Source organism: Paenibacillus sp. FSL L8-0158 (assembly GCF_038592965.1).
GTDB classification, from domain to species: Bacteria; Bacillota; Bacilli; order Paenibacillales; family Paenibacillaceae; genus Paenibacillus; species Paenibacillus polymyxa_D.
This window is the reverse complement of sequence record NZ_CP151949.1, coordinates 1,534,432-1,547,160: the sequence shown is the minus strand read 5'-3', so window position 1 is coordinate 1,547,160 and position 12,729 is coordinate 1,534,432. Positions and strand designations below refer to the sequence as shown.

Below are 12,729 nucleotides of genomic sequence, written 5' to 3'. Positions count from 1 at the left end.
CGTTCTCTTTATTCATGCTTCAGTCCCAATGCCTGAAGCATGGTTCCAAACTTGGCTGCTGTTTCCGCCAGCTCGTCTTCCGGGTTTGAAGCCGCCACAATGCCTGCCCCTGCAAACAAACGCAAGGAATGCTTTGCAGCTTCTGCACAACGGATCGTAATCACCCATTCTCCATCTCCGGCTGCATCACACCATCCAACAATCCCTGTGTAAAAGCCCCGATCAAACGATTCGATATCTCGGATAACCTTTTTGGCCTGCTCTGTAGGCGAACCGCATACGGCTGGCGTAGGATGCAGCGCCAGGGCAACGGCCAGAGATGAAACCGACAAATCCGCCAATTCCCCCGTAATTTCAGTCGAAAGATGCCACATCGTCTCTGTTTGTATCAGCGAAGGCTCCTGCGGCACATCCAGTCTCCGACATAGCGGTCTGAGTGCCAAGGCCACCGCTTCAACGACTACCGCGTGCTCATACCGATCCTTGACTGATTCCAGCAATGCCGCAGCCCGTAGCTTATCTTCAACAGGATCATCACTGCGAGGAGTAGAGCCAGCCAGCGGATTAACCGTCAGATGCAGTCCTTCTCGCGAAACGAGTAGTTCGGGGCTGGCTCCAATCAGCGTTCGCCGTTCCTCACCGGCAACAGCCCCGTCCGAGCCTGCTTCTTCCGCCTCCAAAGCGGGTAAATCAACAGCGAAGGTATAGCCTTTGGTATTATGTCTGGCTAAATTATGCAAATAACCGGGAATGTCCACTTGTTCCGAAGTATCTAGCTGTAGCGTTCTAGACAGCACGATTTTGCTCAGCTCCCCGGACGCAATATATTTCAGGGCCTGTTCCACCCCCTGTACAAACTCCGACGGTTCGGGCACGGAACGAATACCGTAGTCCGGTGCCTGTCCAAGCTTCGTCGGGTTCACACGGCTGGCAGCATTCGCTGAATCGACATCTTTCCGATTCTCGGAGTGCCAGTTTGTAGAGTGAGAATGAAGCGGTCCCGCCCATCGAGTCTCTGCCGGAACCAGAAGCTGTGCTACCCGTGAATCATCAAAGGGAATAGCTCCCACCACAATCGGATGTCCACCGTGGGACTGACGCACACTCTCGAGCAACGTGGCTACACGCCCGGCCAATCCGCCCTCCGTATCGCTTGCCTCCCCATGCGGCAATGCCCCCAACATACCTTGGGCCAGTAAAGTCCGGGTGGGTGACGCAAAAAAGAAGGAAGATCCCGGCTTGTAATCTTTTAGCAACTGAGTTGCTTGCACCTCAAACGCAGTATTGGATTTCATACGTTATTGCCTCCTGTTCCATTGTTTTCTGTCACGATTGCCGTCACCTATTTCCATACAAGACCGCTGCATTCCAGTCAGACACCTAACGTAGCTCCACCATCAATGCGCAAATCATGCATCGTTATATGACGTGACTTGTCCGAAACAAGAAAAACAACAGCATCCGCGATATCTGCCGGATCAGCCAACCTTCGCAGTGGAATGCCGACCTTGTAAGCGTTCGGCGATCCGTCAATAGCTGCTTGTGCCCCACTTTCATCAGACCACAGGGACCACTGCATTTCTGTCTCCGTAGAACCTGGGGACACCACATTACAGCGAATATGATGGCAGGCAACCTCCAATCCCAAGCATTTAGTAAACATCGCCGAAGCGGCCTTTGAAGCTGCATAAGCTGCCATATACATACGAGGTACAGCTCCCGCATTGGAACCCACCGTGACAATCGAACCCGATTTGCGGGGAATCATATGCTTCACCACAGCCCGGGATATGTAAAAGACACCGTTTGTGTTTACAGCAAAGGTTTCCGTCCAGTCACTGTCACGGAGCGTGTCTACTAGCCCAATTCGTAGCACACCCGCAACATTCACCAAAATGCCAACTGGTCCGAGATGATGCTCAATCTGCTCGACCATCTCGTCGACAGCCGCACGATGGCTGACATCGACAGGAAAAGCCGTTGCACGATAGCCGTCACGCACCAGCTCGTCTACCAGCCTGCTCACACCTTCTGCGTTTCGGTCTACAGCGGCAATGATTGCTCCCAATTCGGCCAGAGAACGCGCCACAGCAGCACCGATACCTTGGGCAGCACCTGTAACCAGAGCTACCTTCCCCTGTATTCCGTCATCACTCATGTTCATTCCACCCTTTCCAGCGAAATCAAAAGAAGCAGTTTAACGCCCAGTTTCTGCTGTAATCATCATTCATTTTGAATTTAAATAACTAATAATGATAATCATTATCAATTAAGAGTTACAAAATATGATAACTAAACCATCAATTACAGTCAATGTTGAAAATCGTCTGTTTTCGTCCATATTTGTACATTTAAGAAAATTATTAATTCAAAAAAACCTCTCCTGGTAGCATCGGAGAGGTTTTTTTGAATTTTATCCCTTTTTATACTCTATATCCCTTTAGATATCTTCATTTTTTGGTTCTTTTTATAGTTTTAGTGACAAACCGAAGCAAAACGAACGGCTCTGCTCACCAGTACTGGCAACACGGATATATGGCCTTCATCTGCAAATTCACGGAATTCTACATGCAAGCCCGAATCATTCACATTTGTTAAACGCTCGGCAAGCTCCCTGGCCTTTTCCTGCATACCACTTGAATGTCCTGCTTCCAGCTCACCCACCGCAATCAACAGCCTTTTGTTCCGTTGTTCCTGAGCTGTGGAGGCTAAAAAGTGTTTCTCTTCCTCCATAATGGCCCTCCCGCCCCAGTGAATAGAGGGACTTCCCGCCACATAGACCTGAAAAGAGCCGGGTCTTGTAAACAGGGTATGTAATACGAACAGGCCCCCTAATGAATGACCGAAGATCGTTTGTCGGCTGCGATCAATGTGAAAATCACGCTCCATTTCAGGCTTTAGCTCATCTTCAATAAATGACAGGAAATGCTCGGCTCCCCCGCTTTCAATAGGTGCTTCTCCATTTGGTTTTACAGGAAGCTCTACTGCCGTCCTTGGTAGTGTAAGATCGTAATATCGAGAAGGATGGAACGGAGCCTCTGTTGGGTAGCCTATTCCTACAATGATAGCTGGGACAACACCCGTTTTGTCGGGTCGTCTGCCCTGAACACGCACCGCTTCCACCATGGTTCCAAAAACAGAATTGGCATCCAGTACATAAATAATTGGATATCCGGATACAGGAGGTTCCTCAGCAGGGATGGCAATATAAATATGATACTCACGGTTTTCAGCCTGTGAATACATCACTCGATGCTGGCTTCGAGGAACGTACACAGCTCCATGTGCATCACTGGAACGATGAGCATGCGTAAATAGGTCTTTCACGGGAATAACCTCCAATAGAACCTCAATTTCAATTCAATTAGGCCGTTTTTTTCATGAGCAGGACTACAAAATAAGGGACCCCGATCACCGCAATAATCAGCCCAACGGGAATTTCCGCAGGCGCAACCACCGTTTTGGCAACAAAATCAGACAACAGTACCAGCACCATACCCACCATGCCGCATACGGGAATCACAAGACGATGATGAAGGCCAACCAGTCTTCTGGCGATATGAGGGGACAATAATCCTACAAAGCCTATTCCTCCTGAAACAGACACACAGGCACTCACCAGTCCAATGCTGGACAGCAGAAGAATAGACTTTTCCTTTTCGGTCGCAACACCGAGACTTTTAGCTGTATGTTCATGCAATTGAAACAGATCCAGAACATACGATTTCAACCAAATAACAGGGATCAAAATGACAAGCCACGGAATTACGGCGGCAACCAGCTTCCAATCCGCACTCCAAATACTGCCCGACATCCATACTGTCGCCATCTCGAAATCCGAGGCTTTCATTTTCAGCGATAGATATAAGCTTAAGGAACCGAAGCCAGAGCCAATCGCGATACCTACGAGAAGCAACCGCTGCGGATCCAGGCGTCCTGCTTTCCATGCAAACAAATAGATTAGCAGGGCAGCTATCAAACCTCCAATCATGCCGAAAAAGGGCATAGCCAACGCCGCAGTCCAGCCTGTCGTTTCCATCTGTCCTTGGTAAAAGAACATAAATATGACGATGGCTGCCCCCGCCCCTGCATTAATACCCAAAATGCCGGGATCGGCCAAGCCATTCCGTGTAACTCCCTGTACCGCCGCCCCAGCAACCCCCAGCCCCAGACCGACCAAGGCGGCAATCACAATACGAGGTAGCCGAAAATCAAAAATCACCAAATCCAACTGCGGAGTAGGATGAATACGGAACAACGTCTGAACCACTTCCTGCAGAGTCATGTCGAACTCCCCATGGGTCAGACTAATATAGGAGGCTGCTAAAATGAGCGCAGCTACGCTTAAAAGTACGAGCCACAGGCGTTTTGCACTGATTTTACGCATGCTCTCCCCCTCCTTTTCTACGTATTAAGTACAGAAAGAAAGGGATGCCAATGACTGAGGTAACCACACCAATAGGCGTTTCAAACGGATAATTAAGAAAACGGCTCAACACATCAGACATACCCAAAAAAACGCCACCGATCAAACCAGAGCATGGAATGACCCAACGGTAATCTACTCCGATTAAATATCGGGTGATGTGCGGAATCAATAAGCCAACAAAAGCAATTTTTCCTGCCAGCGCAACAGAAACACCTGTCAGCAATGCTACACAGAGCATCGCCCCCAGCTTGACCGGTAATGACCGCTGTCCCAGGCCTGTGGCCACGTCGTCGCCTAGCGACAGTAGTGTTATTGGCTTGGCCAGCAGCATCGCCCCCACAACTGCCACAAGAGCAAAAGGAATTGCCAATTGGATCATCCCGGGATCCATCTGATGCAGTCGTGCGTTAAACCAGAAGCTTACATTTTGCGATACATTAAAATAAATGGAAAGAACGGCCGACAGGCTGCTTAAAAACGTGCCGATGATTGTTCCCAAAATGGCCATACGAACCGGAGCAAGACCCCCGGGAATCATCCAGGCTAAACCGAATACAATAGCTACCCCAAGAGCCGATCCTACAAAAGAACTGCCGATCAACCCCATTGAACTGGAGTTCGGCGCGAGGATCATCATTAAGGTGATCACAAATGCCGCTCCATCCGACACGCCCATAATTGAGGGTGAAGCCAAGAAATTCCGGGTCATTCCCTGCATAATGGCTCCTGAAATCGCAAGAAAAGCACCAATCAATATAGAGCCGACCGCTCTAGGCAGACGAGAGTTTAATACGACCTGATGATCCACATTCCCAGCATCAAAATGAAAAAAGGTAGCAATTACCGTCTCCCATTCTATCGTCTTGGCTCCGTACATCACAGACAGCAGTAACGTTAACACGATAAACAAGGGAGAGACGAAGATGATAAGGTAAGGAGAGATTAACTTTTTTCCCATGTTCCTACCTTTACTGCGAAAGTCGGTTCATAACCGCTTCCAAAAAGGCTAGTTTGCTCCATGAAGTACCGCCTTGAGCATTGGGATCTACGATGTTGACGAAGGTTTTCCCATTCTTTACGGCGTTGATGCTGCTCCAAATCGGATTTTTCTCCAGATCCGCTAATGCCTGCGGTTGATCCTTGTTCTCACCTTCCGAGAATTGTACGAACAGATAATCAGGGTTCATATCAGCCAACTTCTCCAAAGAAACTGCCTCTTGTGCTTTTACTGTATTTAACTCTTCCGGTACCTTAGCTCCCAGATCAACATATAGCGAAGGATTGAAATATACGTCTGCAGGATATACATACAGATTACCTGTACGAATCCGTACCATAAGCACCTTTTTGTTTTCCCATAATGGCTTGAGCTTCTGTTGGGCCGCCTGAACATCTTGCTTGTACTTGTTCAGTATCTCTTTCGCCTTCGCCTCTTTGCCCGTAAGTTGCCCCAACATGAGCAGGTTCGCTTCCCAGTTCGTTGAAATATGAGATACTGGAATCAATGTAGCGACCTTACCCAGCTGTTCTGCCACCGCAGGCCGAAATTTGGAGCTCCCAAGAATCACATCTGCCTTCAGTTTCAGGATCGTTTCAGCACTTGGCTGCATTCGGTCACCAACATCTGCGGCTCCTTCCATCGCTTTTTCCATGTATTCGGGGAATTTCCCTCCCGAAGTAACCGCCCCAGTCGGCTTTACTCCCAGGACAGCCGCATCTTCCATCGCTTCCAGACTTGCTACAATAATATGATCCGTCTTGGTCAGCTTATAAGTCTTATCTAGATATGTAATCGTCTTGGCACTTTCTCCGTCGGAAACTGACGTCTGTGTCGATGCATTGGAATTCCCTTGAGCCGAGCTATCCACCTCCTGCACTTTTCCACCACACGCTGTCAACAACAAACTTGCCGATAATAAAGTACACACCCCTACTGCAAACTTCTTCATAACCTGAATGGCTCCCCTCTACTACTTGAATTACAGATAATAGTTATCATTATCAATGATAACTATTATCAATAGTAGGAGAGAAACCAGTGTATTGCAATATTTTTTCTAATATTTTTTCTAATATTTATTAAAAAGGCGAGCTTTTTTCCTTGGAATCACTGTATCTAAGAAGCATCAGCCTTCCTCTCTCTGCTGAACATCATCCACATTCCATTCTCTATAGAACTGCTCCAGGTACATCTCCATCCATTGATGCCGAACCTCCGCCAGCTCTCGGGCATAAGCGGTATTCATTAAATCCTTAAGCTTGAGCAGCTTTTCGTAAAAATGGTATATGGCACTTTTACCTGCGGCACGATACTCATGCTGTGAAAAATCTTTATCCGGGTGATGCATCATACTGCCTTTTGAGCCTGCATACATAAAGGTTCTTGCAATCCCAATTGCTCCGAGAGCATCCAACCGATCCGCATCCTGCACAACTTGACCTTCCAGCGTCTCCATAGGCGGGTTTTGTCCACCATTGTAGGACATCGTAGCTATAATGGTCATCACGTGCGCGATTACCTCCAGATCATTTACATGCAGAAGCAGCCACTGCTCTACTTTATCCAGCCCGGCTTGTTTGGAATCATTTAATTTTTCATCCGCTACATCATGCAGCAGTGCTGCCAGTTCACAAATAAACGAATCTGCGCCCTCTTTAGCAGCAATTTTAAGGGACAGCTTTCTCACCCGGTCTATATGCCACCAATCGTGGCCACTATGATCATGCTCCAACTGTTGCTGTACAAAGGGCTCCGCCTTTTGTATAATATCTGCACAAATCGCTTCCTGTTGCTCCGTTCGTCTCTTCATATGTCACCTTTCAATCCCGTCCATACTTTCTATGGTAGGTTCGTTTGATTTTTTTAATGCTTGTCCATTTAATTACTGCGAATCATTGAAAGTGCCTTACAGGCTGCCAGCTTTCAGCTTCCACCGTGTCGTCTGGCAGATGAATGGCTAGCCGTTCAAGTACCTCTTGTAAGCTCATTTTTCACGCTCCTTATCTTCTCTACTCAAAATCTACTATGATAGGACCGAAAAGGGCAGGCTATCATCATTTTATTCTATATGGTGTATGCTATCCAACCTTTAGAGCGAGAAGCCAGTAACCTGACAAAAAAAGAACCTCCAAAACCACATCAATCGTAGTCGCGGAAGTTCTTTTACATTTTCCCTACCCTATCTCTAATCCTATATAACTTATATTTCTTATCTTACTCCACCACACCAAGCTCGCGGTTTTTTTCCTTGAACCGGCTGTTATGAGAAGATACATATGCCGCTTTGTCAGCTGCTGGATCAATGTACAGCTTGGCGCTGTTCAATGCAAGGGCCGCATCTGTGAATGTACCGGCAATTAGATACAGCTTGCTTCCGTACTCGACAAAATCGCCTGCTGCGAAAATCCCCGGCAGGTTCGTTTCCAGCTTTTCGCTCACTCGGGCATGCCACTCCCCCATATCCAGTCCCCAATCGCGAAGCGGGCCGAAATCGGACTTTAGTCCATGATTTACGATGACTGCATCGACATTTAACACCTGTATTTCGTCCGTATCTATATGACTGATCGTCACCTGTTCAATCGTCTCTCCATTGTTACTATGTAGCTGACTCACCGCGTATGGTGTGAGAACACGGACCGAAGATGACTTCATACGAGCTACATTTTTCTCATGTCCGCCAAAGTGATCCCGACGATGCACGACGGTCACACTCGCCGCAATAGACTCCAGCTCATTCGCCCAATCCACTGCCGAGTCGCCTCCACCGGAAATCAGAACGTGCTTGTCCCGGAATGGCTCCAGCTCTTGTACAGTATAATGCAGGTTCGTAACCTCATAGCGGTCCGCGCCCTCAATCTCCAGCTTAGCCATTTTGAGAATACCATAGCCTACTGCCAGTACTATTGTGCGTGTCCAATGCTGTTCCCCTGTGGCAGAAGTTAGCAGGAACGTGCCATCCTCTTGCCGATCCAAACCAGTGATCTGCTGTCCCAGCACAATGGTAGGCTCGAACGTCCGCGCCTGCTGCTCCAGCTGATCAATCAGCTTTTCACATAAAACCGGGGTAACCCCCCCGACATCCCATATCATCTTCTCTGGGTATATGCGCATCCGTCCGCCCAGCTCATGCTTGGCTTCGATCAGCTTGGTCTTCATATCTCTCATTCCACTGTAAAATGCGGTATACATACCGGCAGGACCACCGCCGATGATCGTTACATCATATAATTCCAAGGACACTGTCACTCTGCAACTCTCCCTATCATAGCGTAATATGTCTGCTCCTATTATAAGTGATAATAATTATCAATATCAATTAAGAAATAAAAACATGACGATTAGAGAGTTTTTCATGACCTTAGAACTACATTTTATGGGTAAATATAGCTGCTACTTCCGTTATTCTCGTAGGTTATGCAAAGATTGCTGCACTATCGCATGCAAATGCATGCCCGTAGCTTTACCAAATATTGATCGTACATTCTGTGCTTGGATATCATTTTAAATTCATGCATGGAAGAATTCATCATATTTCCCCTGCTCCTTTCAGGTGAATTGTTCAAAAAAATGGTTTCCACTTATAATCCAATACTGTTCAGATGAAGGTACCTCGTTCAAAAAGTTTTGATATTCTCCTTTCCACCCCACTGGGACATAGTGTTCAAACGAAGCTGGCTCAGGAAATAGCGAATAGAGAACTTTCTCATCAAAGTTAACATACAGAGCAGGATAGAACTCCAACACTTCATCCTGATGCTGAATAGCATCATCCAGCAACTGGAGCATTGAAGTTAGTTCCCTTGTGGCCACCTTATATTCACAGATATGATCCAAAAATGCTCCCGCTGTGGTTTCATCCAAAATAGAAATACCAAACCGTTCCTCCATCTCGGTATTCAAAAACCAATACTCTCTTTCCGTCACATACCAATTCCATTTTCCTTCAAAAATAACACCAACAATGATGTTTTGTGCATATTCAGGCCATATTTTCATGAGCTTCTCGCGTTCCCCTCTTTCTCACTCACAGTTCGATCCAAAACCGGTTTACACGGTTTCCGTTTTCCTCTATGTAATCCTTGTCCGGCGTTCCGCCGTTTTGTATGATTGTTTTTCTGGAGGCAATATTATCGGAGTCGCATACGACCAGGGCTCGGGAAATCCCCAGCTCTTTTGCTTTTTCTAACGCCAAGGCCAGCATTGTAACTGCGTACCTGTTCCCTCGTGCAGAAGGACGGATACCGTAACCAATATGACCTCCGGCATTCATTAGGTGTTCGTTAAGGTCATGTCTGATATTCACCGCTCCCACAACCAGTTCATTCGCATTCACAAGCCAGTATGTGGAGCTTTTGACCCAGCCTTCAGACAGATTCATTCCATTTTCCTGATTACTTAAAAACGTCAGCATACCTTCAAAATCGTACGGCTCTACAGAGATCACCCAAGGCACCATATGCTCCTGGCTCTGTTTCCATTCCTCATAAAATGAAAGATAAGCTTCCTTCCAGTCCTGATCCGGCTTTACCAATCTGACGGTCTGCATCCCACTCACTACCTCCTCTTTAAACGTTCCATTCATCTGCTATTGCTTTATACCTCAATATCCATGAATTTTTGCGCCCAATCTGCAAAAGAGAGCTTTTCATCCCAAGTGACTTGCTTCATCGCTTTGGCACATCCCCAGTTTAGAACCTGCTGATGCAGCATATGCACCCGGAAACGCTCAGTAAATCCTTCTTTAGCTTCCATCCCTTGTGCATAAGCAGTAAGAAAACCTTTTGCCAACTCTTCTTCGTCGTTCTCCAGATACATTGTCGTTATTTTCGGAAGATCTGCAACCCCATCCCCAAAATAGGCTGTCGTAAAATCAAAAAGACCACTGACTCCCCAGCCCTTATTCCCATTCTGCACAAGGAAATTTTGCGGTTTAAAATCCCCCATCACAAAGGTGACAGCTTCCAGCTGATCGAATGCTTGACGGGAGCCTTCCAATATTTCCTCTACCCATTCCATATCCTGTACAGAAATGTTCGAGTATTTTTTGGCATCCTCTAGCCAGTAGCGAATTCGTCCATACAACCATACTCGATAAGAGACTTCAAAAGGACGAATGGCTAGAGTTGTTGTATCCAGCTCTCCACTGTTCTTAACCTTCCATCTATGAAGCTCTAACAAAACAGTAGCAAGCATTTCAACCATTTGCTGTTTATCCAGCGAGGTCAGCTTTGCTTGCAACTCAGGTGTATGTATATGATGACCGTATAGACGGGGCATAACTGCATAGCTCCAGCCAAAAATGTCCTCTGTATGATCCACAAGATACGGTGTTGGCACGGGAATTCGAGTCCGCGCTTGTATTTGCTCCACCATAAATTTTTCTTCTACCCATTGCCCTGGAAAAAGCGGATTCCCCTTCAGCACAAACTGCCCAGCCGTTGAGGAAACATAGAGAGTTTGCCCTAGGACACCTTCTGCCGTTTTTTCATAAGACAGCAAACGTCCCAAATCAAAACGATTCAGCATCCTTTGCACTTGATCAATTGTTACCTCGCCTAGTCGATTAGACGAAAAATAAATGGTCGTCGTCATCTCCTATACACCATAGCTCTTAATCGTTGCTTCCAGAGTTTCATCTGTATCCGCCAGCCAAACGAAACTAACCTCAAACGTTCCCGGCTCAAAAAACAATGGAAATCTCCGCTTAAACCAATCCTGCATTGGCAGATTTAGCGCTTCCTTCATATCCACCCACAGCAGTTCCCCCTCGGGGGGATTTTTTAATAGTTCGCCTTCAGTGGCTGTAGCCAAATAATTAAAGACCATATATCTCAGCCCTTGATTTGGGTCACAATATTCGTCGATTCCTTTAAATACAATTTCCGTAACGGTTAAGCCTGTTTCTTCCTTTACTTCACGAATGGCCCCATTCACAATGCTTTCTGGAAACTCTACTTTTCCTCCTGGAGCAATATAACCCGGAAACCCCTTTCGATTGGGTCTATTCATAAGTAATACCTTACTTCCGTCCTGAATCATACACATGGTATATATTTTGTGTGTCACTTCTGTTGTCAATCCGATCATACCTTTCTTTATTCACGATTCACTATAATCTAGCTTTACTTTCACACCGACAAACTGTGGTTAAATATGGCATTTCCCATACTTTAACTCGTTATTTTGTAGAGCGCAATAACTCTAGCCATAGACTAGACTTGAGAACTCACGCCTAAGTCGGTCAAAAGTAGTAAAAAAAGACCGCCTTTCTGCAGAGCCGTTGGTACTACCAAGCGACTCCGGAAAGGAACGGTCTTATCCTAAACTTAAATCATCATGCCAATACTCCGTTTTCTAGACACGCCCCGGATAACGAGAACCTGCTGCGAAACCTTTGGGCGAAATACGCTCGATTTCTTGAAGCTCTGCTTCCGACAAAGAGACCTGTAGGGCACCAAGATTTTCACGCACTCTTTCCAATCTCTTCGTTCCTGGAATCGGGACGATATGGTCGCCTTGCGCCAGCAGCCATGCCAGCCCCAACTGAGCAGAAGTACAGCCTTTTTGGGCAGCCAGTTTTTCGATCAGGAGGACAACCTCTAGATTTTTGGTGAAATTCTCGCCTTGGAAGCGAGGGAATTGACGGCGGTAATCATCCTCTGGCAGATCGTCAAATTTTTTGATCTGTCCCGTGAGGAAACCTCGACCCAGTGGACTGTAGGGTACGAAGCCGATTTCGACGTGATTTCAGAAAAGCACCCAACGTTTTGGATTTACTATTATCATTAGACATGTGTTACCTCTTTTCGAATCAATCGCTATAGAACGATCACAGTCCCTCGTCAAACAACTGTAGGCCTATGATTTCAAAGGCGACACCGTCGCCCGCTTTAACGTTGACATCACCATTCATTTCTTCAGAATTCAAAATAAACGTAGTGTCTCCTACTACAATCTCTAGACATTCTATCTCGCCTGCTTCGTTGTTCAGCGCTTGATGTATCGTTCCTTGAATCCAATAGTCTCCTAGCTTTGGTTGAGGTCGAAAAATCCCTGTCTCTTCAGTAGACTTCAGCCTTCTGAACCCTTCTATACTCGATTGAGAAGTCTCGACCGACATTACACAACCGGGAATCACCTTATCCAAGCTTTGTTCATAGGGGATAACATATGCATATCCGGAGGTCAGTTCATGCCAAAAATATGTCCAGTAGCCGTATACTTTTTCCTTGCCAATACTACGAATGATGATATGCTGATCTTTATTTATTTCCTTGATCTGTACGCGCATATATAG

The 12,729-nt window shown here is 46.5% G+C and carries 13 protein-coding genes and 1 pseudogene; all 14 read right to left on the bottom strand.

What is annotated here, in order from left to right:
* Positions 1 to 8 precede the first annotated feature (8 nt).
* The 14 genes and pseudogenes from dhbC to NSQ68_RS06930 all read right to left on the bottom strand — a co-directional run bounded on the left by dhbC (position 9) and on the right by NSQ68_RS06930 (position 12,723).
* Complete coding sequence (dhbC, locus tag NSQ68_RS06995) at positions 9 to 1,295, bottom strand: isochorismate synthase DhbC (RefSeq protein WP_342428400.1); 1,287 nt, start codon at positions 1,293 to 1,295, stop codon at positions 9 to 11.
* A gap of 77 nt (positions 1,296 to 1,372) precedes the next feature.
* Positions 1,373 to 2,158 carry a 2,3-dihydro-2,3-dihydroxybenzoate dehydrogenase gene (locus tag NSQ68_RS06990; RefSeq protein WP_342428399.1) on the bottom strand — a complete coding sequence of 262 codons (786 nt, stop codon included), beginning with the start codon at positions 2,156 to 2,158 and terminating at the stop codon, positions 1,373 to 1,375.
* A 317-nt stretch (positions 2,159 to 2,475) separates the two neighbouring features.
* Positions 2,476 to 3,246: an alpha/beta hydrolase-fold protein gene (locus NSQ68_RS06985; protein ID WP_342429087.1), complete on the bottom strand. Its 771-nt coding sequence runs from the start codon at positions 3,244 to 3,246 to the stop codon at positions 2,476 to 2,478.
* Positions 3,247 to 3,364: 118 nt separating this feature from the next.
* Complete coding sequence (locus tag NSQ68_RS06980; protein WP_342428398.1) at positions 3,365 to 4,387, bottom strand: iron ABC transporter permease; 1,023 nt, start codon at positions 4,385 to 4,387, stop codon at positions 3,365 to 3,367.
* Positions 4,380 to 5,387, bottom strand: a complete 1,008-nt coding sequence (locus tag NSQ68_RS06975) for an iron ABC transporter permease (protein ID WP_342428397.1) — start codon at positions 5,385 to 5,387, stop codon at positions 4,380 to 4,382. The genes NSQ68_RS06980 and NSQ68_RS06975 overlap by 8 nt, the downstream gene beginning before the upstream one ends.
* 10 nt (positions 5,388 to 5,397) lie before the next feature.
* Positions 5,398 to 6,378 (bottom strand): ABC transporter substrate-binding protein, encoded by a 981-nt coding sequence (locus tag NSQ68_RS06970; RefSeq protein WP_342428396.1) that lies wholly within the window; start codon positions 6,376 to 6,378, stop codon positions 5,398 to 5,400.
* Positions 6,379 to 6,555: 177 nt separating this feature from the next.
* A complete protein-coding gene (locus NSQ68_RS06965; protein WP_342428395.1) occupies positions 6,556 to 7,239 on the bottom strand; it encodes an HD domain-containing protein in 684 nt (227 codons plus the stop codon).
* A 404-nt stretch (positions 7,240 to 7,643) separates the two neighbouring features.
* Positions 7,644 to 8,678, bottom strand: a complete 1,035-nt coding sequence (locus tag NSQ68_RS06960) for an NAD(P)/FAD-dependent oxidoreductase (protein WP_307348795.1) — start codon at positions 8,676 to 8,678, stop codon at positions 7,644 to 7,646.
* Between the two features lie 300 nt (positions 8,679 to 8,978).
* Positions 8,979 to 9,428 carry a hypothetical protein gene (locus NSQ68_RS06955; RefSeq protein WP_342428394.1) on the bottom strand — a complete coding sequence of 150 codons (450 nt, stop codon included), beginning with the start codon at positions 9,426 to 9,428 and terminating at the stop codon, positions 8,979 to 8,981.
* 28 nt (positions 9,429 to 9,456) lie between these two features.
* Positions 9,457 to 9,978 (bottom strand): GNAT family N-acetyltransferase, encoded by a 522-nt coding sequence (locus NSQ68_RS06950; RefSeq protein WP_307348777.1) that lies wholly within the window; start codon positions 9,976 to 9,978, stop codon positions 9,457 to 9,459.
* Between the two features lie 47 nt (positions 9,979 to 10,025).
* The gene (locus NSQ68_RS06945) at positions 10,026 to 11,024 is read right to left on the bottom strand and encodes an aminoglycoside phosphotransferase family protein (RefSeq protein WP_342428393.1); all 999 of its coding nucleotides are present in this window, start codon (positions 11,022 to 11,024) and stop codon (positions 10,026 to 10,028) included.
* A 3-nt stretch (positions 11,025 to 11,027) separates the two neighbouring features.
* The gene (locus tag NSQ68_RS06940; protein ID WP_165176227.1) at positions 11,028 to 11,519 is read right to left on the bottom strand and encodes an 8-oxo-dGTP diphosphatase; all 492 of its coding nucleotides are present in this window, start codon (positions 11,517 to 11,519) and stop codon (positions 11,028 to 11,030) included.
* Between the two features lie 267 nt (positions 11,520 to 11,786).
* Positions 11,787 to 12,167 (bottom strand): annotated as a pseudogene (locus tag NSQ68_RS06935) (aldo/keto reductase); the annotation flags it as partial.
* Between the two features lie 94 nt (positions 12,168 to 12,261).
* Positions 12,262 to 12,723 carry a hypothetical protein gene (locus NSQ68_RS06930; RefSeq protein ID WP_342428392.1) on the bottom strand — a complete coding sequence of 154 codons (462 nt, stop codon included), beginning with the start codon at positions 12,721 to 12,723 and terminating at the stop codon, positions 12,262 to 12,264.
* Between the last annotated feature and the right edge of the window lie 6 nt (positions 12,724 to 12,729).

Excerpts from the sequence above, each read along its gene's own strand:
- NSQ68_RS06965 (WP_342428395.1), bottom strand. The coding sequence starts at position 7,239 with ATGAAGAGACGAACGGAGCAACAGGAAGCGATTTGTGCAGATATTATA.
- NSQ68_RS06990 (WP_342428399.1), bottom strand. The coding sequence starts at position 2,158 with ATGAGTGATGACGGAATACAGGGGAAGGTAGCTCTGGTTACAGGTGCT.
- NSQ68_RS06970 (WP_342428396.1), bottom strand. The coding sequence starts at position 6,378 with ATGAAGAAGTTTGCAGTAGGGGTGTGTACTTTATTATCGGCAAGTTTG.
- dhbC (WP_342428400.1), bottom strand. The coding sequence starts at position 1,295 with ATGAAATCCAATACTGCGTTTGAGGTGCAAGCAACTCAGTTGCTAAAA.
- NSQ68_RS06945 (WP_342428393.1), bottom strand. The coding sequence starts at position 11,024 with ATGACGACGACCATTTATTTTTCGTCTAATCGACTAGGCGAGGTAACA.
- NSQ68_RS06975 (WP_342428397.1), bottom strand. The coding sequence starts at position 5,387 with ATGGGAAAAAAGTTAATCTCTCCTTACCTTATCATCTTCGTCTCTCCC.
- NSQ68_RS06985 (WP_342429087.1), bottom strand. The coding sequence starts at position 3,246 with ATGTATTCACAGGCTGAAAACCGTGAGTATCATATTTATATTGCCATC.
- NSQ68_RS06955 (WP_342428394.1), bottom strand. The coding sequence starts at position 9,428 with ATGAAAATATGGCCTGAATATGCACAAAACATCATTGTTGGTGTTATT.
- NSQ68_RS06950 (WP_307348777.1), bottom strand. The coding sequence starts at position 9,978 with ATGCAGACCGTCAGATTGGTAAAGCCGGATCAGGACTGGAAGGAAGCT.
- NSQ68_RS06980 (WP_342428398.1), bottom strand. The coding sequence starts at position 4,387 with ATGCGTAAAATCAGTGCAAAACGCCTGTGGCTCGTACTTTTAAGCGTA.
- NSQ68_RS06940 (WP_165176227.1), bottom strand. The coding sequence starts at position 11,519 with ATGATCGGATTGACAACAGAAGTGACACACAAAATATATACCATGTGT.
- NSQ68_RS06930 (WP_342428392.1), bottom strand. The coding sequence starts at position 12,723 with ATGCGCGTACAGATCAAGGAAATAAATAAAGATCAGCATATCATCATT.